Source organism: Streptomyces sp. NPDC046821 (assembly GCF_040645335.1).
Taxonomy (GTDB): Bacteria; Actinomycetota; Actinomycetes; order Streptomycetales; family Streptomycetaceae; genus Streptomyces.
Genome location: NZ_JBEYYB010000012.1, coordinates 295,933 through 318,955, shown reverse-complemented (window position 1 = coordinate 318,955; position 23,023 = coordinate 295,933). Strand labels below are relative to the sequence as shown.

General features: G+C 70.2%; 21 protein-coding genes. 10 read left to right on the top strand and 11 right to left on the bottom strand.

Going from position 1 to position 23,023, the window contains the following annotated elements:
• Positions 1–10 precede the first annotated feature (10 nt).
• Positions 11–1,102 carry a lysophospholipid acyltransferase family protein gene (locus ABZ893_RS25855; protein ID WP_361407763.1) on the top strand — a complete coding sequence of 364 codons (1,092 nt, stop codon included), beginning with the start codon at positions 11–13 and terminating at the stop codon, positions 1,100–1,102.
• 62 nt (positions 1,103–1,164) lie between these two features.
• On the opposite strand, the gene ABZ893_RS25850 is transcribed toward ABZ893_RS25855, so the two are convergent.
• The 3 genes from ABZ893_RS25850 to ABZ893_RS25840 form a co-directional block, all read right to left on the bottom strand.
• On the bottom strand, positions 1,165–2,370 hold the full coding sequence (locus ABZ893_RS25850) for a DUF5667 domain-containing protein (protein WP_361407761.1): 1,206 nt from the start codon (positions 2,368–2,370) through the stop codon (positions 1,165–1,167).
• A 262-nt stretch (positions 2,371–2,632) separates the two neighbouring features.
• Positions 2,633–3,424: an ECF subfamily RNA polymerase sigma factor, BldN family gene (locus ABZ893_RS25845; protein ID WP_361407759.1), complete on the bottom strand. Its 792-nt coding sequence runs from the start codon at positions 3,422–3,424 to the stop codon at positions 2,633–2,635.
• A gap of 345 nt (positions 3,425–3,769) precedes the next feature.
• The gene (locus ABZ893_RS25840) at positions 3,770–4,762 is read right to left on the bottom strand and encodes an HAD-IB family hydrolase (protein ID WP_361407757.1); all 993 of its coding nucleotides are present in this window, start codon (positions 4,760–4,762) and stop codon (positions 3,770–3,772) included.
• 127 nt (positions 4,763–4,889) lie between these two features.
• On the opposite strand from ABZ893_RS25840, the gene ABZ893_RS25835 reads away from it, so the two are divergent.
• From ABZ893_RS25835 to hemB, 6 genes are all read left to right on the top strand, one after another.
• On the top strand, positions 4,890–5,177 hold the full coding sequence (locus ABZ893_RS25835; RefSeq protein ID WP_361407755.1) for a glutaredoxin family protein: 288 nt from the start codon (positions 4,890–4,892) through the stop codon (positions 5,175–5,177).
• A 329-nt stretch (positions 5,178–5,506) separates the two neighbouring features.
• Positions 5,507–6,307, top strand: a complete 801-nt coding sequence (locus ABZ893_RS25830) for a redox-sensing transcriptional repressor Rex (protein ID WP_361407753.1) — start codon at positions 5,507–5,509, stop codon at positions 6,305–6,307.
• Entirely contained in the window at positions 6,304–7,671 is a 1,368-nt protein-coding gene (locus tag ABZ893_RS25825; RefSeq protein ID WP_361407751.1) for a glutamyl-tRNA reductase, read from the top strand. The genes ABZ893_RS25830 and ABZ893_RS25825 overlap by 4 nt, the downstream gene beginning before the upstream one ends.
• Positions 7,668–8,627, top strand: a complete 960-nt coding sequence (gene hemC / locus ABZ893_RS25820; RefSeq protein WP_361407749.1) for a hydroxymethylbilane synthase — start codon at positions 7,668–7,670, stop codon at positions 8,625–8,627. The genes ABZ893_RS25825 and hemC overlap by 4 nt, the downstream gene beginning before the upstream one ends.
• Positions 8,624–10,309 (top strand): uroporphyrinogen-III synthase, encoded by a 1,686-nt coding sequence (locus ABZ893_RS25815; RefSeq protein ID WP_361407747.1) that lies wholly within the window; start codon positions 8,624–8,626, stop codon positions 10,307–10,309. The genes hemC and ABZ893_RS25815 overlap by 4 nt, the downstream gene beginning before the upstream one ends.
• Before the next feature lie 129 nt (positions 10,310–10,438).
• Complete coding sequence (gene hemB, locus ABZ893_RS25810; protein WP_361407745.1) at positions 10,439–11,431, top strand: porphobilinogen synthase; 993 nt, start codon at positions 10,439–10,441, stop codon at positions 11,429–11,431.
• 79 nt (positions 11,432–11,510) lie between these two features.
• On the opposite strand, the gene argS is transcribed toward hemB, so the two are convergent.
• Positions 11,511–13,274 carry an arginine--tRNA ligase gene (gene argS, locus ABZ893_RS25805; protein ID WP_361407743.1) on the bottom strand — a complete coding sequence of 588 codons (1,764 nt, stop codon included), beginning with the start codon at positions 13,272–13,274 and terminating at the stop codon, positions 11,511–11,513.
• A gap of 183 nt (positions 13,275–13,457) precedes the next feature.
• On the opposite strand from argS, the gene lysS reads away from it, so the two are divergent.
• A complete protein-coding gene (lysS, locus tag ABZ893_RS25800) occupies positions 13,458–15,203 on the top strand; it encodes a lysine--tRNA ligase (protein WP_361407741.1) in 1,746 nt (581 codons plus the stop codon).
• A gap of 90 nt (positions 15,204–15,293) precedes the next feature.
• On the opposite strand, the gene ABZ893_RS25795 is transcribed toward lysS, so the two are convergent.
• The 3 genes from ABZ893_RS25795 to ABZ893_RS25785 form a co-directional block, all read right to left on the bottom strand.
• Complete coding sequence (locus tag ABZ893_RS25795) at positions 15,294–16,640, bottom strand: DUF2637 domain-containing protein (RefSeq protein WP_361407739.1); 1,347 nt, start codon at positions 16,638–16,640, stop codon at positions 15,294–15,296.
• Positions 16,641–16,798: 158 nt separating this feature from the next.
• A complete protein-coding gene (locus tag ABZ893_RS25790; protein WP_361407737.1) occupies positions 16,799–17,608 on the bottom strand; it encodes a DUF3558 domain-containing protein in 810 nt (269 codons plus the stop codon).
• Between the two features lie 129 nt (positions 17,609–17,737).
• Positions 17,738–18,622 carry a DUF3558 domain-containing protein gene (locus ABZ893_RS25785; RefSeq protein WP_361407735.1) on the bottom strand — a complete coding sequence of 295 codons (885 nt, stop codon included), beginning with the start codon at positions 18,620–18,622 and terminating at the stop codon, positions 17,738–17,740.
• Between the two features lie 203 nt (positions 18,623–18,825).
• On the opposite strand from ABZ893_RS25785, the gene ABZ893_RS25780 reads away from it, so the two are divergent.
• Entirely contained in the window at positions 18,826–20,019 is a 1,194-nt protein-coding gene (locus ABZ893_RS25780; protein WP_361407733.1) for an RtcB family protein, read from the top strand.
• A gap of 25 nt (positions 20,020–20,044) precedes the next feature.
• Here ABZ893_RS25780 and ABZ893_RS25775 read toward each other — a convergent pair whose 3' ends face one another.
• The 4 genes from ABZ893_RS25775 to ABZ893_RS25760 form a co-directional block, all read right to left on the bottom strand.
• On the bottom strand, positions 20,045–20,218 hold the full coding sequence (locus tag ABZ893_RS25775; protein ID WP_361407731.1) for a hypothetical protein: 174 nt from the start codon (positions 20,216–20,218) through the stop codon (positions 20,045–20,047).
• Positions 20,218–20,994 (bottom strand): SDR family NAD(P)-dependent oxidoreductase, encoded by a 777-nt coding sequence (locus ABZ893_RS25770; protein WP_361407729.1) that lies wholly within the window; start codon positions 20,992–20,994, stop codon positions 20,218–20,220. The genes ABZ893_RS25775 and ABZ893_RS25770 overlap by 1 nt, the downstream gene beginning before the upstream one ends.
• Positions 20,995–21,067: 73 nt before the next feature.
• Entirely contained in the window at positions 21,068–21,406 is a 339-nt protein-coding gene (locus tag ABZ893_RS25765) for a YnfA family protein (protein ID WP_266676542.1), read from the bottom strand.
• A gap of 72 nt (positions 21,407–21,478) precedes the next feature.
• Positions 21,479–22,312: a helix-turn-helix domain-containing protein gene (locus ABZ893_RS25760; protein WP_361407727.1), complete on the bottom strand. Its 834-nt coding sequence runs from the start codon at positions 22,310–22,312 to the stop codon at positions 21,479–21,481.
• A 114-nt stretch (positions 22,313–22,426) separates the two neighbouring features.
• On the opposite strand from ABZ893_RS25760, the gene ABZ893_RS25755 reads away from it, so the two are divergent.
• Complete coding sequence (locus ABZ893_RS25755) at positions 22,427–23,020, top strand: TIGR03086 family metal-binding protein (RefSeq protein WP_361407809.1); 594 nt, start codon at positions 22,427–22,429, stop codon at positions 23,018–23,020.
• Positions 23,021–23,023 lie beyond the last annotated feature (3 nt).

Below are 23,023 nucleotides of genomic sequence, written 5' to 3'. Positions count from 1 at the left end.
CGCATCAACGATGGCGGATGCCAAGGTCATTCCGTTCGACGACGACCGGTCGCGCGGCGGCGCCGGCAAGGTGGTGCCACGCCGCCGGCTGGTGAACGGCCGGCGCAAGGGCGAGCCCGTCGCCGTACGCGAGGTCGCGCCGCTGCCCGGGCAGCAGGACGGCGAGCCGCCGGCGGCCGGGCGGTCCCAGGGCCGGCAGGAACCACAGGGCGGCCCGGACCGCTCAGACAGGCCGGAGGGGGCGGACGTGCCGAGGGACGGCGGCGGTCTGGAGCGGCGCGTCGCGAGCGGCCTCGCGTTCCTGAGGCGGCGCCTGACGGGCGATTACGAGGTCGACGAGTTCGGCTACGACAAGGAACTCACCGACCAGGTCCTGATGTCCCTGGTGCGGCCCCTGGCCGAGAAGTACTTCAGGGTCGAGGTGAAGGGCATCGAGAACATTCCGGCGGACGGCGGTGCCCTGATCGTCGCGAACCACTCGGGGACGCTGCCGCTGGACGGCGTGATGCTCCAGGTCGCCGTGCACGACAACCACCCGCAGAACCGGCATCTGCGGCTGCTGGCCGCGGATCTCGTGTTCATGCTGCCGGTGGTCAACGAGCTGGCGCGCAAGGCCGGTCACACGCTGGCCTGCGCGGAGGACGCGCAGCGGCTCCTGGAGGCGGGCGAGCTGGTCGGGGTGATGCCGGAGGGGTTCAAGGGCATCGGCAAGCCGTTCAGCGAGCGGTACAAGCTCCAGCGGTTCGGCCGGGGCGGGTTCGTGTCGACGGCGCTGAGAGCCGGGACGCCGATCGTGCCGTGCTCGATCGTCGGGGCGGAGGAGATCTACCCGATGATCGGCAACGCGAAGACGCTGGCGCGGCTGCTCGGGTTCCCGTACTTCCCGATCACGCCGACGTTCCCCTGGCTCGGCCCGCTGGGCGCCGTGCCGCTGCCGACGAAGTGGACGATCCAGTTCGGCGAGCCGATCCCGACGGACGGGTATCCGCCGGAGGCGGCCGACGACCCGATGCTGATGTTCAACCTGACGGATCAGGTGCGGGAGCAGATCCAGCACACCCTGTACAAGCTGCTGGTGCAGCGCCGCTCGGTGTTCTTCTAAGAGTTACGCAGATGGGCGGTCACCTGATCACAGGTGACCGCCCATCCACGTATCGCAGAGAACTACTTCGCGTCCTCGCTGTCGATGCCCAGGCCGGGCAGGAGGCCGGGGAGCAGCGGGGGGAGGGTGACGTCGGGCTTCGGGAGCGGGTTCTTGCCCTCGGACGGGGTGGGGCTGGTGCTGTCGTCCTTGGGCGGGTCGAGCAGGTCGCCCGTGCCGCCGAGGAGGCCGTCGTCGTGGGTGTGTGAGGTGGACGGACGGGGCTTGCCCGAGCTGTCCTGGTGGCTGTGCGACGCTCCGCCGGCGCTCGGCGAGGAGGAGCCGGAGCCGGACGAACCGGGCGTCGTACCGGGGGTGCCCGAGTACGTGCCGGTGGGATCGTCCTTGGTGGGCGTCTTCGGCAGCAGGGACCGCAGCGGACCGACCTCTTGGTCTATGGCGTCGAAGACCGAGCTGACCTCCGCGCCCACGTCACCGAGCTGCACGGGGAGCCGGTTCCGCAGCGCGTCCCAGTTCTCCCGGTGTGACTGGGTGAACGTGGAGAGGGCCTGGATGGGGCCGAGAGAACCGTCTCTGCGGTACGCCTCGGAGAGCAGGCGATGCCCCTCGGCAGCGTCGTACCGGACGCCGGACAGGGTGCGCCTGACCTCGCTGAGGGATTCGTGGTCGAGCTGGCCGGCGCGGCCGCGCTCCATGAGCCGGCGCGCCTCGCTGAGGCGGGTCGAGGCCTGGTCGAGATAGATCTGGCCGCGATCGGTGTCGCCGGCGGCCATGCCGAGCTTCAGGTCCTCCATCCCGCGTTTCAGTCCGTAGAGATGGTCACCGGGGAGGGCGTCGGAGCTGGCGGCTGCGACGCCGCTGAAGGCTCCGGCCGCGACGCCGACGGTGAGTCCGCCGGCCGCGATGCCCTTGGACAGGCGTGAGCGGGGTCGCAACTTCCCCAGCGGGCTCGCCCGGTGAGCGCCTTTGCGCGCGCGCTGCTCGGGCACCGAAGGGCCTGGGCCCGCACCCCCGGCGGCCGTGCCCTCGAGCAGCATGGCCTCCATGGCGGCCACGAGCTGGGCTCGTTGGACCACCTTCACTTCGGGGTCAAGCTCAGGCTTGGGCAGCTCGTCCAGTCCGGTCGCCAGAGCCAACAGCTTGCCCTGCTCGCCCTGATCGGCGGGGGGCTCTTCGTGCTGTACGGCTGCCGCTTCCCGGTCGGACTGCTCCTCCAGGGCCTGGGCGAAGGCGTTCGCCCGCCGGTGTGCCGAAACATTCGCGATCACTGGCGGCACCTCCTCTCGTCATGACGGTCGACTCCCCAGGGGGTCCTGAGGGTTGCACGCCCTGAGCACTTCCACACGTTCGAGTGAGTGGAAGTGGCCCGGGAGTGACCACAGGGAGCCTGCATCCCGCATAACGAGCGACTCGGCACTTGGGTTACGGACGACGGATGATCCGACCGTGATCCCATCTCCCGCTCACAGAAGGTGAGTTGGCGGATACGGAGGGGTGCGGTGCGGCGGGTGGGGCGGGCCCCACCGGCGGCTAGCGGGCGTCGTCCGGGAGCAGTCGTGCCAGGGTGCGCACGGCGCGGTACTGGAGGGTCTTGATCGCGCCTTCGTTCTTGCCCATGACGTGGGCGGTCTCGGCGACCGAGAGGCCCTGCAGGAAGCGCAGGGTCACGCACTCCTGCTGCTGCGGGTTGAGGCGGCGTACGGCGTCGAGCAGTGCCGCGTTCGACAGGGACTCCAGGACCGAGTCCTCGGGGCTGCGTTCGACCTCGTTCGCGTCGAGCATTTCGCCGGTGGTCACTTCGAGGCGGAAACGGCTCGACTTGAAGTGGTCGGCGACCAGGTTCCGCGCGATCGTGACCAGCCAGGCGCCGAAGTCGCGGCCCTGCCAGGTGAACGTTCCGATGCGGCGCAGCGCCCTCAGGAAGGTCTCGCTGGTGAGATCCTCGGCGGTCGCCTTCCCGCCCACGCGGTAATAGATGTAGCGGTAGACGGTGTCGCTGTACTGATCGTAGAGACGGCCGAACGCGTCGGCCTCGCCCGCCTGGGCGCGCTCGACGAGATCCATCATGCGGGCGCTGTCGCTGTCCGCGGCTGGGCGGCGCGCGGTGGACGTGCCTGCGGAACCTGAGCGGGCTCGTCTTCCGACGGTTGTGCTCCCGGTGGCCAGGGCATAGCAAGGACGGGTAGGGCCGTTCGCGGCTGGTGCCGCTACGGCGAGGGCGGGGACGGCGTACGCGGTGGGGACGAAGCCGCGCAAGCGGTCGAAGACCGATGCGCGCAGCGTAGCCAGGCCCGAGGCGTCAACCCCGACGTGTGGGTACACGGGACTCCCAGAGGCAGAGCTTCCATCACGTGCAGTGCGGGACCTTTCACTCGTCGTGTTGACGTGTGGGTACCGGTTTGCGTCTGAGGAGAATAACGCTTCGTGCAGGGAGCGCTACACCCAGTTGCTCAAATCACCGATTACGACGGTTCCGTTACTGAACGGAGTCGATTCGCGTGCCGGAGAGTGACCGTTTGTTGATCGAATCAGTGCAGATTCGGTCTGGGTGCACGGTGCGTTGCGGACGAGTCGACCTCTGCGTGACTGGCGGAGGCCGTGCACGGGTAAGGGGTTGAGAATCCGCGGCGACACTTCAGGCCCCGGGGTGCGGCCGGGGCCTGTTCGTCAGCGGCGGCGGCGGTGCAGGGCGACGGCGGCCGCGGTGCCGCCGGCCAGTGCGCCGACTCCCGCGGCGGCCGGGATGCCGACCTTCGCGGCCTTGCGGCCGGTGCGGTAGTCGCGCAGCCGCCAGTCACGTTCGCGCGCGTGCTTGCGCAGTTTCGCGTCCGGATTGATCGCGTACGGATGCCCGACGAGCGACAGCATCGGGATGTCATTGTGCGAGTCGCTGTACGCGGCGCAGCGGCGCAGGTCGAGGCCTTCGGCGGCGGCGAGGGCACGGACGGCCTCGGCCTTCGCGGGGCCGTGCAGGGGTTCGCCGACGAGCTTGCCGGTGTAGACGCCGTCGACGGACTCGGCGACCGTGCCGAGGGCGCCGGTCAGGCCGAGGCGCCGCGCGATGATCGTCGCCGTCTCGACGGGGGCCGCGGTGACGAGCCACACCTTCTGGCCCGCGTCCAGGTGGGCCTGGGCGAGGGCGCGGGTGCCGGGCCAGATGCGCTCGGCCATGTACTCGTCGTAGATCTCCTCGCCGATGGACATCAGCTCGGCGACGCGGTGGCCCTTGACGATGGACAGCGCGCTGTCGCGGGCGTCCTGCATATGTTCCGGATCCTCGACGCCGGCGATCCTGAACCACGCCTGCTGCCAGCCGAACTTGACCAGCTCGCGGCGCCTGAAGAACTTCCGCTTGTAGAGGCCGCGGCCGAAGTGGAAGATCGCGGCGCCCTGCATCACGGTGTTGTCGAGGTCGAAGAAGGCGGCGGCGCGGACGTCACCGACGACGGGGAACTCGGGTTCCTGGACGCCTTCGGGCTGTTCCGTCTCGACGAGCTTTTCCAGCTCCTGCGACGACTTGCGGGCGGCCTCGGCCGAGGCCTCGCCGGCCAGCACGCTGCGCGCGGTGGCGGGGCGCCTGCGAGGAGTGAGCCATCCGATTCCGATGTGCGGCACGAAGTGCCTCCTGCCGGGGTGGTGGTCGGGAGACGGGCGGGCCATGACGTGAGCATAGCCAGTTGGTTCCCTGGTTCCGGAGTCGTGCGGATTCGGCCTCGTGAACTCTGCGCGACCGAGTCATGAAAGAAGAGGCCGTCCGGGTGCTCCGGGTGCCGCGGGCGGAGCGAGAATGGCCGGTATGAGCCCCATTTTTCGCCGGAGCGAGAAGAAGAGCCCCGAGGAGCGCCTGGTCACCCTGATCGGGAAGCCCGGCTGCCATCTGTGTGACGACGCGCAGGTGGTGATCGAGAAGGTCTGCGGCGAGCTCGGGTCGGCCTGGGAGAAGAAGGACATCACTCAGGACGAGGAGCTGTACCGCTTGTACTGGGAGCAGATCCCCGTGGTGCTGGTGGACGGAGCACAGCATGACTTCTGGAAAGTGAACGAGGACCGACTTCGGCGTGCGCTGACGGGCTGACGTGCCGGGCGGGGCGCGCGGGAGTCGTGAGCGTCACTGACCGACCAGTCCAAACGGTCCGGAAAGTCGCTTAGGATCGTGGGCGGTTTGGTCTCGGGGGCGTGGATCGAAGAGGAGAGTGGGCGGTTTTGCCCCCTTCACGTAGGCAACGAAGCGGCTGGCGCGGCGGTTCCACAAGTGCGTGCCAGGGGCGCGTGACCCCGGTCACGTTGCCCGGGCAAATCGGACACAATCTTTGTGCACGCGTTCACAAAGACATAGCCTGCATTCGACGGGGCGGTCACGGAAATTTCAGCCGCCCGCAGCCCCGCTCTACCCGCAGGAGCACCGTGGCAACTGGCCGAACTCACCGACCGGCGACCCGCAGCCGAGGCATTCCCGAGGCCACTGTCGCCAGGCTTCCGCTGTACCTCCGAGCCCTCACCGCTCTGTCGGAGCGCTCGGTCCCCACGGTCTCCTCGGAGGAGCTCGCGGCCGCGGCGGGGGTCAACTCCGCGAAGCTGCGCAAGGACTTCTCGTACCTCGGCTCGTACGGCACTCGCGGTGTGGGGTACGACGTCGAGTACCTCGTCTACCAGATCTCGCGCGAGCTCGGGCTCACCCAGGACTGGCCGATCGTCATGGTCGGTATCGGTAACCTCGGCGCCGCCCTCGCCAACTACGGCGGGTTCGCCTCGCGCGGCTTCCGGGTCGCGGCGCTCATCGACGCCGACCCGGCGATGACCGGCAAGTCCGTCGCGGGCATGGCCGTGCAGCACGCCGACGAGCTCGAGAAGATCATCGACACGAACGGCGTCTCCATCGGTGTCATCGCGACCCCCGCGGGCGCGGCCCAGCAGGTCTGCGACCGGCTCGTCGCCGCCGGTGTCACCTCGATCCTGAACTTCGCGCCGACCGTCCTGGTCGTGCCGGACGGCGTCGACGTGCGCAAGGTCGACCTCTCCATCGAGCTTCAGATCCTCGCCTTCCACGAGCAGCGCAAGGCCGGCGAGGGCCAGGAGAGCGAGACCGAGACCGAGAGCGCGGCCGGTACGGAGAATGCGGAGACGGTCGAGGCCGAGACCGCCGTCGCGCCGAAGCAGAACCGCAAGGGACCCGACGGGGACGTCCCCGCCGTGATGCCGGCATGAGTCTCCTCGTCGTAGGCCTGAGCCACCGCAGCGCCCCCGTCAGCGTTCTTGAGCGCGCGGCGCTCTCCGCGGATGCCCAGGGCAAGCTGCTCCAGGACACGCTCGCCGCCGAGCCCGCCGTCGAGGCCTCGGTGCTGTCGACGTGCAACCGCATCGAGCTGTACGCCGACGTTGACAAGTTCCACGCGGGTGTCGCCGAGCTCTCGACCCTTCTCGCCCAGCACAGCGGCGTCGGTCTGGAAGAGCTCACTCCTTATCTTTATGTGCACTACGAGGACCGGGCCGTCCACCACCTCTTCTCGGTGGCGTGCGGGCTCGACTCGATGGTCGTGGGCGAGGGCCAGATCCTCGGCCAGATCAAGGACGGCCTCGCGCGCTCGCAGGACCTGCACACCGCGGGCCGCCTCCTGAACGACCTGTTCCAGCAGGCCCTGCGGGTCGGCAAGCGGGCCCACTCGGAGACCGGCATCGACCGGGCCGGCCAGTCCCTGGTCACCTTCGGCCTGGAGCAGCTTGCCGACGGCACCCCCGTCGACGGCTGGGCGAGCGGCAAGCGTGCCCTGGTGATCGGCGCGGGCTCGATGTCCTCGCTGGCCGCCGCGACGCTCGCGCGCGCCGGAGTTTCCGAGATCGTCGTCGCCAACCGCACCCTGGAGCGCGCCGAGCGCCTCGCCCAGATTTTGAGCGAGCCCGGCGGCACCGGCGTGACCGCGCGCGCAGTCCGCATGGACGCCGTGGGCGCCGAGATGGCCCGCGCCGACGTCGTCGTCTCCTGCACCGGCGCGACCGGACTCGTACTCGCCGAGGCCGAGATCAGCGGCGCCATCGGCGAGCGTGAGCGCGAACTCGCTCTGCTCGACCTGGCCATGCCGCGTGACATCGACGCCGCCGCCCACCGCCTCGCCGGAGTGCGTCTCGTCGACATCGAGTCGCTCGCCGAGGCCTCGGCCGACGCGCCGATGGCCGCCGACGTGGACCAGGTGCGGGGCATCGTCTCCGACGAGGTCGCCGCGTTCGGCGCCGCCCAGCGCGCCGCGACCATCACGCCGACCGTCGTCGCCCTGCGCACGATGGCCGCCGACGTGGTCGCCGGCGAGATCGCGCGGCTCGACGGGCGCCTCCCGGAGCTCGACGAGAAGCAGCGCGCCGAGATCACCCAGACCGTGCGGCGCGTCGTGGACAAGCTCCTCCACGCGCCCACCGTGCGGGTCAAGCAGCTCGCGGCCGAACCCGGGGGCGCCGGGTACGCGGACGCGCTGCGGACCCTTTTCGACCTCGACCCGGAGGCGGTAGCCGCCGTCTCGCGGGCCGATCTGAACGAGCTGAACGAGCCGGTAGCCAAGAATCGAGGCCGGGCATCATGACGGACAGGGCACTCAGGCTCGGGACCAGGCGCAGCAAGCTCGCCATGGCCCAGTCCGGGCACGTGGCTGAGGCCGTGCGCCAGGTGACGGGACGTCCCGTCGAGCTGGTCGAGATCACCACGTACGGCGACACCTCCCGTGAGCAGCTGGCGCAGATCGGCGGCACCGGGGTGTTCGTCGTCGCGCTGCGCGAGGCGCTGCTGCGCGGCGACGTCGACTTCGCCGTGCACTCCCTCAAGGATCTGCCGACCACCCCCCACCCCGGCCTCACGCTGGCGGCCGTGCCGCTGCGCGAGGACCCGCGCGACATCCTCGTCGCCCGTGACGGACTGACCTTCGCCGAGCTCCCCGACGGGGCCCGCGTGGGTACGGGTTCGCCGCGCCGCATGTCGCAGCTGAACGCATACGCGCGCAGCCACGGTATGCGCATACAGACCGTACCGATCCGCGGGAACATAGACACCCGCATCGGTTACGTGCACAACGGGGAGCTCGACGCCGTCGTGCTCGCCGCCGCCGGACTGAACCGGATCGGCCGTACCGGGGAAGTGACCGACTTCCTCGCGGTCGACACCGTTCTGCCCGCCCCCGGCCAGGGGGCTCTGGCGGTCGAGTGCGCCGCGTCCGACGCGGACCTCGCCGCCGCGCTCGCCGAGCTCGACGACCCGTTCACACGAGTCGCCGTGACCGCCGAGCGATCCCTGCTCGCCGCCCTGGAGGCCGGCTGCAGCGCACCTGTGGGTGCGCTGGCCGACCTGCTGGCCGACGGGCAGATTGCCAACGAAATGCGCCTGCGCGGCGTCGTCGGGACCACCGACGGCTCCTCGCTGGTGCAGCTGTCCACCACCGGTCCCGTGCCCGAGACAGATGACCAGGCGCAGGCGCTCGGTCGCGAACTCGCTGCCGAGATGCTTGCCAAGGGCGCGGCCGGTCTGATGGGGGAGCGAGCACTTTGAGCCCCACCACCTCTGACCCTTCCGCCACCTGGGCAACCGGGCACGTCACCTTCCTCGGTGCCGGACCCGGAGATCCAGGACTACTGACGCTGCGCGCCGTGGAGGCGCTCGCCCGAGCGGATGTGCTGATCGCCGAGCCCGAAGTGCTCGACGTCGTCCGCACACACGCGAAGGCGGGCGTGACCGTCCTCGGCGCGGAGAACCCGGGCACACCGGGGCAGACGGCTGCTGATGATGCGTCAACTGCCGTCGCGGTCCCCGCGTTGAGGGACTGCGCCAATCTTGTCATGGAGGCCGCGCGGGGCGGCAAGCGGGTCGTCCGTGCGGTCAGCGGTGACCCCGGGCTCGACACGTACGCGGCCGACGAGATGCTCGCCTGCGCCGCCGAGGGGATCGACTTCGAGGTCGTTCCCGGCATCGCGGCCGCCGTCGGTGTGCCCGCGTACGCCGGTGTGCCGCTGCGGGACGCCCAGGGCGCGGACGTGCGCTTCGTCGACGCCCGTACGGCTTCCGACCGGTGCTGGACCGAGGTCGGCGCGTCCGACGGCACGGTCGTCGTGTCGACGACGCTCGACGCGGTGGCCGCGGCCGCCGGTGAGCTGGTGGCGGCGGGCCGTAAGCCGGACACCCCACTCACCGTCACGGTCGGCGGTACGACGACGCGCCAGCGGACGTGGACCGCGACGCTCGGCACCATCGCCCAGACCTTCAAGCAGGCGAAGGTGCTGCCGTCCCCGGACGGCGGGCGCCCCGTCATAGCCGTGGTCGGCGAGCGTTCCGCCGCCGCCCAGCGCGACCAGCTCGCGTGGTTCGAGTCCAAGCCGCTGTTCGGCTGGAAGGTGCTCGTGCCGCGTACGAAGGAGCAGGCGGCGTCGCTCTCCGACCAGCTCAGCTCCTACGGGGCCGTGCCGCACGAGGTGCCGACGATCGCCGTCGAGCCGCCGCGGACGCCCCAGCAGATGGAGCGGGCGGTCAAGGGCCTCGTCACCGGGCGCTACGAGTGGATCGCCTTCACCTCGGTGAACGCGGTCAAGGCCGTGCGCGAGAAGTTCGAGGAGTACGGGCTCGACGCCCGTGCCTTCGCCGGGATCAAGGTCGCGGCCGTCGGTGAGCAGACCGCCAACGCGCTGATCGCGTTCGGTGTGAAGCCGGATCTCGTGCCGAGCGGTGAGCAGTCCGCCGCCGGTCTGCTCGAGGACTGGCCGCCGTACGACCCGGTCTTCGACCCGATCGACCGGGTGTTCCTGCCGCGGGCCGACATCGCCACGGAGACGTTGGTCGCCGGGCTCATCGAGCTCGGGTGGGAGGTGGACGACGTGACCGCGTACCGGACGGTGCGGGCGTCGCCGCCGCCGGCGGAGACGCGGGAGGCGATCAAGGGGGGCGGGTTCGATGCCGTTCTCTTCACTTCGTCGTCGACCGTGCGGAACCTTGTGGGTATCGCCGGTAAGCCGCACAACGTGACGGTGATCGCTTGTATTGGTCCGGCTACCGCCAAGACGGCGGAGGAGCATGGGCTTCGGGTTGATGTGATGGCTCCTGAGCCGTCTGTGCATCGGCTGGCGCAGGCTCTCGCGGACTTCGGTGCGCGGCGGCGTGCCGCTGCGCTTGAAGCTGGGGACCCTGTGTCCCGGCCGTCTGAGCGGCGGCCGGGGGCGCGGCGGCGGCGCGCGGCGCCGTAGGGTCGAGATGGGTGGGCGCCCTTGTGCCGTGACCCGGCGCATGGGCTGTGCCCACCCGTTCCGCCCCTGGCGGACCAGCTGCCCACAGCAGTAAGCGGTGGGAGTCGTAGTGAGACACGGAGTGTTGGTGTGACCGAGTACGGATCGTTTCCTGGTGTGCGGCCTCGGCGGTTGCGGGTCAATCCCGCTATGCGGCGCATGGTTGCCGAGACTCGGTTGCATCCGGCTGATCTGATTCTGCCCGCGTTCGTGCGGGAGGGGATCAGTGAGCCCGTCGAGATCGGGTCCATGCCCGGGGTCGTGCAGCACACCCGCGACACCCTGAAGAAGGCCGCCGTCGAGGCGGTCGAGGCCGGGGTCTCCGGGATCATGCTCTTCGGCGTGCCGGAGGAAGAGAAGAAGGACGCTCTGGGGACGGTCGGTACGGATCCCGACGGGATTCTCCAGGTCGCCCTGCGCGACGTACGCGCCGAGGTCGGGGACGACCTGATCGTCATGTCCGACCTGTGCCTCGACGAGTTCACGGACCACGGCCACTGCGGTGTCCTCGACGCCGACGGCCGCGTCGACAACGACGCGACCCTGGAGCGTTACGCCGAGATGGCGCAGGTCCAGGCCGACGCCGGCGCCCATGTCGTGGGCCCCAGCGGCATGATGGACGGCCAGGTCGGCGTCATCCGCGACGCGCTCGACACCATCGGCAAGGAAGACGTCTCGATCCTCGCCTACACGGCGAAGTACTCGTCGGCGTTCTACGGGCCCTTCCGCGAGGCCGTCGGCTCGTCGCTGACCGGCGACCGCAAGACGTACCAGCAGGACCCGGCCAACGTCCGTGAGTCGCTGCGCGAGCTCGCCCTCGACCTGGAGGAGGGCGCCGACATGGTGATGGTCAAGCCGGCCGGCCCCTACCTCGACATCCTCGCCAAGGTCGCCGAGGCGGTGGACGTGCCCGTCGCCGCGTACCAGATCAGCGGCGAGTACGCGATGGTCGAGGCGGCCGCCGAGCGCGGCTGGATCGAGCGCGACCGCGCCATCATGGAGACGCTGCTCGGCATCAAGCGCGCCGGCGCCAACATGATCCTCACGTACTGGGCGACGGAGGCGGCGCGGCAGCTGCGCTGAGCCGCACCTTCTGACTACGTAAACGGCCCGGCCCTCAGGTCTCCCTGAGGGCCGGGCCGCTTACGTAATCGCTTGAGCGTCAGAGCTTCTCGGGCGTGCGGATGCCCAGGAGCGCCATGCCCTGGTGCAGGGTGCGGGCCGTCAGGTCGCACAGGAACAGGCGGTTCTCGACCTGCTCCGGGGTGTCGGCCTTCAGGACCGGGCACTGGTCGTAGAACGTCGTGTACAGCGACGCCAGCTGGTACAGGTACGCGGCCAGCTTGTGCGGGGCGTGCTCGGCGGCGGCCTCGAAGACCGTGTCGCCGAACGCGTCCAGGTGCAGGCCGAGCGCGCGCTCCGCCGGGGCCAGCTCCAGCTCCGGGTGGGCGGCCGGGGTGGCCGACTCGCCGGCGCGGCGCAGGATCGACTTGATCCGGGCGTACGCGTACTGGAGGTACACGCTCGTGTCGCCGTTCAGCGACACCATCTGGTCCAGGTCGAACTTGTAGTCCCGGCTCGGCGACGTCGACAGGTCGGCGTACTTCACCGCGCCGATGCCCACGTACCGGCCGTTCTCCACGATCTCCTGCTCGGTCAGGCCGACCTTCTCGGCCTTGTCGCGCACGACGGCCGTGGCCCGCTCGGCGGCCTCGTCGAGGAGGTCCTCCAGGCGGACCGTCTCGCCCTCACGCGTCTTGAACGGCTTGCCGTCCGCGCCGAGGACCGTGCCGTAGCCCATGTTGTGGGCCGTGACCTCGTCGCTCAGCCAGCCCGCCCGGCGGGCCGTCTCGAAGACCATCTTGAAGTGCAGCGACTGGCGCACATCCACGACGTAGATCAGCGAAGTGGCGTGCAGGTCGACGACGCGGTCGCGGATCGCGGAGAGATCGGAGGCCGCGTAGCCGAAGCCGCCGTCCTTCTTCTGCACGATCAGCGGGACCGGCTGGTCGTCCTTGCCCTTGATGTCGTCGAAGAAGACCACGAGCGCGCCCTCGGAGCGGACGGCGACGCCCGACTCCTCCAGCTGACGCGCCGTCTCGGCCATCATGTCGTTGTAGGCGCTCTCGCCGACGATCTCGTCGTCGCGGATCTCCATGTCGAGCTTCTCGAAGACCGAGTAGAAGTAGACCTTCGACTCGTCCACGAACCGCTGCCACAGGTCGAGCGTCTCCTTGTCGCCCGACTGCAGCGCGACGACCCGCTTACGGGCCCGCTCCTTGAAGTCCTCGTCCGCGTCGAAGACGGCGCGGGACGCCTTGTAGATCCGGTTGAGGTTCGACATGGCCTGCTCGCCGTCGACCTCGTCGGCCGGGGCCAGCTCGCCCGGGTGCTCGATCAGGTACTGGATGAGCATCCCGAACTGGGTGCCCCAGTCACCGATGTGGTGCCGGCCGATCGTCTTCTCGCCGGTGAAGTCGAGCATGGCGCGCAGGGCGTCGCCGATGACCGCCGACCGCAGGTGGCCGACGTGCATCTCCTTCGCGACGTTCGGCTGCGCGTAGTCGACGACGGTGACGCCCGCGTTCTCCTTCAGCGGGACGCCGAGGCGGTCGTCGGCGGCACGGGCCGCCAGCGTCTCGGTGATCGCCTTGTCGGTGACCGTGACGTTCAGGAAGCCGGGGCCCGAGACCTCGACGTCGGCGAGCAGGTCGCCGGCCGTGATCCGCTCGACGACCTGCGTGGCCAGCTCGCGCGGGTTGGCCTTCGCCTTCTTCGCGAGCGCCAGGATCCCGTTGGCCTGGAAGTCGGCCCGGTCGCTACGTCGCAGCAGCGGGTCCGCGGCGCCGGCCTCCGGCAGGGCAGCCGAGAGGGCGTCCGCGAGACGCTGGTGGACGGAAGCGGTGAGGGACGTGACCGAGGCCATGGGGAGACGCCGTTCTGCTCGGGTGCCTGGGTTTCTGGAACTCTCCGTGCCCGGAGAGACTCTCCATACACGGAGAACGTCAGTATCCCACGCGGTGAAAAGCGGTTTTCGCGGATACGGGCGTTGCTGGGAGAATGGTGTACGTCAGGTTCCTGACGTACACCACGTATGAGGAAGAAGGACGTGCCGATCGTGGCTCAGAGCACAGAGACCACCGACTGGGTCTCCCGTTACGCGGACGAGGTCATTGCCGAGTCGGAGCGTCGTGCCCCGGGCAAACCGGTCGTCGTCGCGTCCGGACTCTCCCCGTCCGGGCCCATCCACCTGGGCAACCTGCGCGAGGTCATGACCCCGCACCTGGTCGCCGACGAGGTCCGCCGCCGCGGGTACGAGGTCCGGCACCTGATCTCCTGGGACGACTTCGACCGGTACCGCAAGGTCCCGGCCGGTGTCCCCGGCACCGACGCGTCCTGGGCCGAGCACATCGGCAAGCCCCTCACCGCGGTCCCCGCGCCCGCCGGTTCGGCGTTCCCGAACTGGGCGGAGCACTTCAAGGCCGCGATGATCGAGGCGCTCGCCGACCTCGGCGTCGAGTTCGACGGCATCAGCCAGACCGAGCAGTACAAGGCGGGCGTCTACCGCGAGCAGATCCTGCACGCGATGAAGCACCGCGGTGACATCGACGCGATCCTCGACCAGTACCGCACCAAGAAGGCCCCGGCCAAGAAGCAGCAGGGCCAGAAGCCGGTCGACGAGGCCGAGCTGGAGGCCGCCGAGGGCTCCGGCGCCGCGTCCGAGGACGACGGCAGCGGCGGCGCGGGCGGCTACTACCCGTACAAGCCGTTCTGCGGCGAGTGCGGCAAGGACCTCACCACCGTCACGTCGTACGACGACGCGACGACGGAGCTGTCCTACACCTGCACGCTCGACGGCTTCACCGAGACGGTCCGGCTCTCCGAGTTCAACCGCGGCAAGCTGGTCTGGAAGGTCGACTGGCCGATGCGCTGGGCGTTCGAGGGCGTCGTCTTCGAGCCGTCCGGTGTCGACCACTCGTCGCCGGGCTCGTCGTTCCAGGTCGGCGGGCAGATCGTCGAGCTGTTCGGCGGCAAGCAGCCGATCGGCCCGATGTACGCCTTCGTCGGCATCAGCGGCATGGCCAAGATGTCCTCCAGCAAGGGCGGGGTCCCGACCCCGGCCGACGCGCTGCAGATCATGGAGCCGCAGCTGCTGCGCTGGCTCTACGCCCGCCGTCGTCCCAACCAGTCGTTCAAGATCGCCTTCGACCAGGAGATCCAGCGGCTCTACGACGAGTGGGACAAGCTGGAGTCCAAGGTCGCCGACGGGTCCGTCCTGCCGGCCGACGCGGCCGCCTACACGCGCGCCGTGGGCACCGCCGCCGGTGAACTGCCGCGCACGCCGCGCCCGTTGCCGTACCGCACGCTGGCCTCCGTCGCCGACATCACCGCCGGCCACGAGGACCAGTCGCTGCGCATCCTCAGCGAGCTCGACCCGGCGAACCCGGTCACCACGCTCGACGAGGTACGGCCGCGGCTCGACCGTGCCGAGGCGTGGATCAGCAAGTACGTGCCGGCCGAGTCCCGCACCCTGGTGCGCGCCGAGCCCGACACGGAGGCCCTCGGCGGGCTCGACGACGCGGCCCGCGAGTCGCTGCGGCTCCTCCTGGAGGGCCTGGACTCGCACTGGTCGCTCGACGGCCTGACGCACCTCGTCTACGGCGTGCCGAAGGTCCAGGCCGGTTTCTCGGCCGACGCGACGCCGAAGGAGCTGCCGCCGGAGATCAAGACGGCCCAGCGGACGTTCTTCGCGCTCCTGTACCACCTGCTGGTCGGCCGTGACACCGGGCCGCGACTGCCTACGCTGCTGCTGGCGGTGGGCGCGGACCAGGTGCGGAAGCTGCTTGGCGCGTAGGCGCTAGCCGCTCGTGCATGTGAAAGGGGCGCCCCGGATATCCGGGGCGCCCCTTTCATGCGTTGCTGCGGCTGCTGGCGTTGCTGCGGCTCAGGCGATGTGGTTCTCGATGAACTCGCTGTTCAGGCGCTCGAGGAACAGGTCCATGTAGCGCTGGAGTTCGCGTGGCTCCAGCTTGATGCCGTACGTCGCCTCGACGTTGGCGTGGAACGTGCCCGGCGTCGGCGCGCCCTCACCCTCTATCGACTTGCGGAACACTTCGTAGAGGTCCTCCTCCGTGAGCGGCGCCTCGCCGTTCTCGGCGATCCCGTCGCCGAGCGGGCGGGTCCGGCCGGGACCGGCGGGAACGGGGAACTCCGGGTCGTGGGGCTCCGGCTGGGGCTGGGCCGGGGCCTGGGGCTGAGCCTGTGCGTGCGGCTCGGGCGAGGCCTGGGCCTGGGCGGGAATGAAGACTTCCGGCTGAGGCTGCCCAGGGTTCTGGCCGGCGTTCTGCTCCGGGCCCTGGGCCTCGTACCACTGCTCGTACTGCTGCTCAGGGTCGTAGTTCGGGTCGTAGCCGCCCCCGTACGGTCCCGCCTGCTGGGGCGTCTTGAACCACGGGCTCGCCTCGTCCGCGACGGCGGTCCCCGCGGCGGCTGCCACGGGCTGGGCCGGGGTCTCGGCGGCCGTCCCGGCCGGGGCGGCCTGGACCAGCTCGGGCTTGGGCGGCGCGGTCACCGGGGTCGTCGAGGCCGGCGGCAGCAGTACCGGTTCGATGCCGGCGGCGGCGAGGCCCGAGGCGGCCGTCTCCTCGAGCGGGACGCCGTAACGCGCGAGGCGCAGCGGCATCAGGGACTCGACGGGGGCCTTGCGGCGCCAGCCGCGGCCGAAGCGGGAGTGCAGCCGGGCCTTGTAGACCATGCGCTCGCGCTCCAGATTGATGACGGCCTCGTAGCTGCGCAGCTCCCACAGCTTCATGCGGCGCCACAGCAGGAACGTGGGCAGCGGGGAGAGGATCCAGCGGGTGAGGCGGACGCCCTCCATGTGCTTGTCGGCGGTGATGTCCGCGATCCGGCCGACCGCGTGCCGGGCCGCCTCGACCGCGACGACGAACAGGATCGGGATGACGGCGTGCATCCCCACGCCCAGCGGGTCGGGCCACGCGGCCGCGCCGTTGAACGCGATCGTCGCCGCCGTGAGCAGCCACGCCGTCTGGCGCAGCAGCGGGAACGGGATGCGGATCCAGGTCAGCAGCAGGTCGAGCGCGAGGAGTACGCAGATGCCCGCGTCGATGCCGATCGGGAACACATAGCTGAAGTTCCCGAACCCCTTCTGGAGCGCGAGCGAGCGCACGGCCGCGTAGGACCCCGCGAAGCCGATGCCGGCGATGACCACCGCTCCGGCGACGACCACGCCGATGAGTATGCGGTGAGTCCGGGTCAGCTGTGGCACGGCCACGCGAGTCCCCTCCCTGTACGGCTGATTGGCCGCAACAGCCTCGCACATCGATGCGGAGGGCCGTGTCCCGGTACGCCGGGAGCCCGGCCCCATAAGGGACCGGGCTCCGCAAAAGGCTTGTCAGGGTGGGGAGTTGAGGATCCCGCCCCGGTTCAGTTTCAGGACTTCGAGCTGGCCTTGGCGGACGGCTTGTCGGAGGCCTTCTCGGACGGCTTGTCCGACGCCTTGTCCGACGGCTTCGCCGAGGAGCTGCTGGACTCGTTCGCCGCGACGACCGCCGCGACGGCCTCCTTCGCGGCCTTCTCGGCGTCCTTCACCAGCTCGGAGGCGTCCGGCGCCCCCTGGCCCGCGAGACCGGCGCCGTTGTAGTCGATCGTCACGACGACGTTCTTCACGCGCGCCACGATCGTCTGCTGCTTGAAGGTGCCTTCCTTCTTCTTCAGCTCGTACGTCACGGCCGTCGCCTCGTCGCCCGTGCCGCTCACCGGCTCGGCCTTCGGGGACTTCGCGCCCTCGGTCGACTGCGCGTCCGTGACCTGCTTCGTGAAGTAGGTGTGCGCCAGCTTGTCGCCGCTGCCGCGGGTCGCGTCCGAGTCGAAACGCATCAGCGACGCGTTCAGCCAGCGGAACTGCGAACCGTCGACGCCCTTGTTGTCGAGGCTCGACCAGGAGCAGGTGCCGCGCACCGACTCGTCGTCGGAGGAGCCCGCCTTGCCCGCCTTCGCCGCCGGCACGAGGGAGTCGAGCGTGTTCTTCGAGATCGCCGAGCAGGGCTGGGGCAGCGAGCCGTACGCCGCCGGCTTCACCTTGACGGTGTCGGCGGACGCGGCGGCCGACGGCTTCGACGAGCTCTTCTTCGCCCCGTCGGAGGAGCCCGAGCCGGAGGAGCAGCCGGCTGCGACGAGGATCACCGGCACGGCGGCTGCGCAGACGAATACGCGGTTGAGTCGCTTGGTCGGTCGGTGCATGGTTCCTTATTCTCCGGGTTTGCCTGATACGTACCCGGAGGTGCGGCCCGGGTCCGATGGGTCACCGTACGCCCAAGCCGCGCCGGGCGGTTCCGGATCGGCGGACCCGCCCGGGTGGGATACCGCCGGTTACTCGCTCAGCCGCCCGGCCAGTTTGACGGCCAGTTCCTGCGCTCTGTCCTGCATTTCCTTGCTGTCCGGGGCCATGACGGCGGGTCCGGACTGCTCCTCGTACTCGATGGTGACGATGACGTTGGACGTGCGGAACACCACAGTCACGGTCCGGTGGCCGCCCGTCGACGCGGACGCGCTGAGCTGGTCGTCGAGGAACGCCTCGTCACCGAGACCCTGGAGGACGCGGGGCCGCAGGTCGGCGCTCTGCGCGTCGTCGCCGGAGGCGCTGGCGGAGGTGCTGGCGGAGGCGTCGACGGACGCGCTCTCCGAGGCCGAGCCCCCCTTCTTCCCGCCCTTCCCCGTCCCCTTGTCCTTCTTACTGGCGCCGGCGGACGGGGAGGCGGACGATGAAGAGGAGGAGGACCCTGACGACGTGCCTCCGGGAGCCGGCTCCGGCAGGTGCGCCGCCAGCCGCTTCGACGCGAAGACCTGACCGGCCTCCGTGTCGTCGCTGACCGTGTTGTCGTAGGAGACGACCCGCTCGAAGTCGATCAGGAGCCGGTGCGAGGCGTCGGTGCCGTCGTCCTTCCAGCGGCAGCCCACGCGCCGGTCCGTGTCGTACGTGACCGTGGCCGCGCCCTCGTAGGCCTTGTCGCGCTGGTCGCCCTCGGGGAGTTCCTTGATGCCGGGGAGCATCTTGTCGAGGGTGCCGCGGTCGAGCTGGCGGCACGGCTCGGGGAGCGTGCGGTATTTGCCGGGGTGGGCGGCGGGGGCGCTGGTGCCGGTGTCACCGGGCTTGGAGTCGGTCGTGTCGCCGGACGGGCCGGGCCCGCCGGTGCAACCGGTGAGCAGCGCTGCGAGGAGCGCGGCGACGCCGGGTACATACGCCTTCCGCTGCACGGTGAGGGCCCCTCTCGACAAAGGTGACACGTCGTCGGACGTGGTTATTCGGTTGCCGCGACGAGGCGGCCGATGGACACAATGTCTATCGCACGCACCGCCGTGGACGCCGGTCCGATATCCCATTCGTTGACCTTGGCGCCGGTATTTGCGATTACAGACTTTTGATCAAGTACGAGAAGGTGCGGGGGAAAGAGGGCGTTATGTCGTACGTAGAGGTGCCGGGCGCGAAGGTTCCGATCCGGATGTGGACGGATCCGGCGACGGTCGAGGACGTGGCGATGGCTCAGCTGCGGAACGTGGCGACGCTGCCGTGGATCAAGGGCCTGGCCGTGATGCCCGACGTGCACTACGGCAAGGGTGCGACGGTCGGCTCGGTGATCGCGATGCACGGGGCGGTCTGCCCGGCGGCGGTCGGGGTGGACATCGGCTGCGGCATGTCGGCGGTGAAGACGTCGCTGACGGCGAACGACCTGCCGGGTGACCTGTCCCGCCTGCGCTCGAAGATCGAGCAGGCGATCCCGGTGGGCCGCGGTATGCACGACGACCCGGTCGACCCGTCCCGCCAGCACGGCTTCGGCACGGCGGACTGGGAGGACTTCTGGGGCCGCTTCGAGGGGGTCGCGGACGCGGTCAAGTTCCGCGAGGAGCGGGCGGTCAAGCAGATGGGGACGCTGGGCGGGGGAAATCACTTCATCGAACTTACGATCGATACTGAGGGTGTCGTGTGGCTCATGCTGCACTCCGGTTCGCGCAACATCGGCAAGGAACTGGCCGACCACCACATCGGCGTCGCGCAGAAGCTGTCGCACAACCAGGGCCTCGTCGACCGGGACCTCGCCGTCTTCATCGCGGAGACCCCGCAGATGGACGCGTACCGCAGCGACCTGTTCTGGGCGCAGGAGTACGCGAAGTACAACCGCGCCATCATGATGGAGCTCTTCAAGGACGTGATCCGCAAGGAGTTCAAGAAGGCGAAGCCGACGTTCGAGCCGGTCATCTCCTGCCACCACAACTACGTGTCGGAGGAGCGGTACGACGACATGGACCTGCTCGTCACCCGTAAGGGCGCGATCCGCGCGGGTTCCGGCGAGTACGGGATCATCCCGGGCTCCATGGGCACGGGGTCGTACATCGTGAAGGGGCTCGGGAACGCGGCGTCCTTCAACTCCGCTTCGCACGGCGCCGGCCGCCGGATGAGCCGGAACGCGGCGAAGAAGCACTTCACGACGCGGGACCTGGAGGAGCAGACGCGGGGTGTGGAGTGCCGTAAGGACTCCGGCGTCGTCGACGAGATCCCGGGCGCGTACAAGCCGATCGAGCAGGTCATCGACCAGCAGCGGGACCTCGTCGAGGTCGTGGCGAAGCTGAAGCAGGTCGTGTGCGTGAAGGGCTGACCCCGTAAGGCTTAAGAGCTGAGGCCTACTTCGAGTGCGTCACCGCGTAGATCATGACCAGGGCCACCAGGTGGATGCCGAAGAGGAAGTAGGCGAGGTACCACCACATGTGGCGTTCGCCGCGCTTTTCCTCTGCGCGGCGGCGCTCGTCGTGTTCCTGTTCCAGGGACTCCAGCGGGTCGGGGGACTCGGGTGCCATCACAGCTCCCTGTGGACCTTCGTGTTCGAGGCCTGGGCGCGGGGGCGGACGACGAGGAGGTCGATGTTCACGTGGCTGGGGCGGGTGACCGCCCAGGTGATCGTGTCGGCCACGTCGTCCGCCGAGAGCGGCTGCGCGACGCCCGCGTAGACCTTCTCCGCCTTCTCCGTGTCGCCGGCGAAGCGGGTGAGGGCGAACTCCTCCGTCTTGACCATGCCGGGCGCCACCTCGATGACCCGGACCGGCGTCCCGAGGATCTCCAGGCGCAGCGTCTCCGCGAGCACGTGCTCGGCGTGCTTCGCGGCCACGTAACCGCCGCCGCCCTCGTACGTGGCGAAGCCGGCCGTTGAGGAGAGGACGACGACCGTGCCGTCGCCGCTCGCGGTGAGCGCGGGGAGCAGGGCCTGGGTGATGTTGAGCGTGCCGATGACGTTCGTCTCGTACATCCGGCGCCACTCGGCCGGATCGCCCGTCGCGACGGGGTCGGCGCCGAGCGCGCCGCCCGCGTTGTTCACGAGGACGCCGATGGTCTTGAAGGCCGTCGCGAACTCGTCGACCGCGGCGCGGTCCGTGATGTCGAGCGCGTAGGGCATCGCCTCGTGGCCCGCCTCGTTGATCTCGGCGGCCAGCTTCTCGATGCGGTCCTTGCGGCGCGCGGTGAGCACGACCCGGTACCCGGCCGCCGCGAGCTGTCGGGCGGTGGCCGCCCCGATTCCGCTGCTCGCGCCGGTGACGACGGCGATGCGGGAGGCGGCTGCGGGCGCGGCGGCGGTCATGGACGTGCTCCTCGGGCGTGGGTCTGACACTCGGACGACTCCAGCCAGGATAGGCAGGCGGCGCGCGGTGCTGTCACCGGCCGCCGCGGGGCGCGTACATGATCACGGCCATGCCGGCCAGGCAGATGAGTGCTCCGGTGACGTCCCAGCGGTCGGGCCGGTATCCGTCGGCGACCATGCCCCAGGCGATCGAGCCGGCGACGAACACGCCTCCGTACGCGGCCAGGATGCGGCCGAACTCGCCGTCGGGCTGGAGCGTGGCGACGAAGCCGTAGATCCCGAGCGCGATCACGCCCGCGCCGATCCAGGCCCACCCTCTGTGCTCGCGCACGCCCTGCCAGACGAGCCAGGCGCCGCCGATCTCGAAGAGGGCGGCGAGGACGAAGAGGAGCGCGGAGCGGGCGACGAGCATGGGCACAGGCTGTCATGCCCGGCCGGGGGCGTTCGCCGTCGCCTGCCGGGCGGGGCCGGCTCGCGCAGGCGCCTACCGCGTCTGTGGTGCGTAGGCCGTCGGCGGTACCCCCACCGTGGCGGTGAAGTCGCGTACGAGGTGGGCCTGGTCGGCGTATCCGAGGTCGGCGGCGAGGGCGGCCCAGTCGACGGCGGCCTCGGAGTCGGCGCGTTCCAGGGCCTGGTGGATGCGGTGGCGGAGGATGACCCACTTCGGCCCGACGCCGACGTACGCGGAAAAGAGGCGTTGCAGGGCCCGTACGGAGATGCTCTGGGCGGCCGCGAAGTCGCCGACGCGGTGCACGGTGGCGTCGGAGCGGATGAGGTCGACGAGGGTGATGGCGAGGTCGGCCTGCGGGTCGTCGGCGGCGCCGAGGCCGAGCAGGAACGCGTCGAGCGCGGCCACGCGCGCGTGCTCGTCGTCGGGCCCGGTGACCGTCTCGGCGATGTCGGCGGGCGCGCTCGCGAACACGTCGTGCACGGGCAGCTCCTGTCCCGTCCACTGGAGTACGGGCACGTCCGGAGCGAACGGGCGGAAGCCGCCGCTGCGGAACTTCACCCCGCACACCCGGCCGCGTCCGGTGAGTTTCCTGGTGAACAGGCCGAGTGCGACGCCGGTGACCACGCCGACGGGCTCGTCCCACGTCGTGGCCGGGCTCTCGTCGCCGTAACGCTCGAAGGTCACGTTGACCGAGGGGTGCGGGACGATGTGCGAGGCGTAGGGCTCGGAGAGGTCCCAGTCCAGGAACCAGTAGTTCTCGACGTAGCGGCGCAGGGGTGGGGCGGGCTCGTGGCGGCGCAGCCGTACGCGGGTGAGGAGCTCCTGCGGGGCGACGATGCCGCGGGTGCCACGGCGGGGTGCGGCCATGGCCGGATCGTATGTCGCCTTTCTTCAAGACGTCTCTTCAAGACGCCTCTTCAAGGCGTCGCCTTTCTTCAAGACGGCCGGTGTTCGGGTTCGTAGCTTGGCGTCATGAGTGAGATGACTGAGCGGGCGAGCGGAATCGGTGAGCTTCTCGGGGTGGCGGTGGAGCGGGCTCTGCCGGTGGTCGGCGCGCTGTCCGACGACCGGCTCGACGCGCCCACGCCGTGCGCGGAGTACGACGTGAAGGCCCTGGTGAACCACCTCTTCAACGTGGTGGTGCAGTTCCAGCGCCTCGCGGTCAAGGAGGACTCCGACTTCTCGGCGACCCCGGACCACGTGGGCGCCGGGCCTGACTGGCGTGAGCGGTTCGGCGAGGAGGCCCGCAAGCTGGTGGCTGCCTGGTCGGCGCCGGGGGCGGAGGAGGGGACGACCGGCGCGATGAACATGCCCGCGCCCCTGGTCGGCTCGATGGTGCTGCTCGACCTGACCGTGCACGCGTGGGACCTGGCGCGGGCGACGGGGCAGGAGTACGTGCCTGAGGGGGACGAGCACGCCGTCGTGGACCGGCTGGCCGGGGCGGTGGCCGAGCTGGGGCCGACGGCGCGGTCGATGGGGGTGTTCGGCGAGCCGGTCGCGGTGGCGGAGGGGGCGTCGGAATTCGAGCGGCTGCTCGCGGCGTCGGGGCGGGATCCGGGGTGGGCGCCCGCGTAAGGG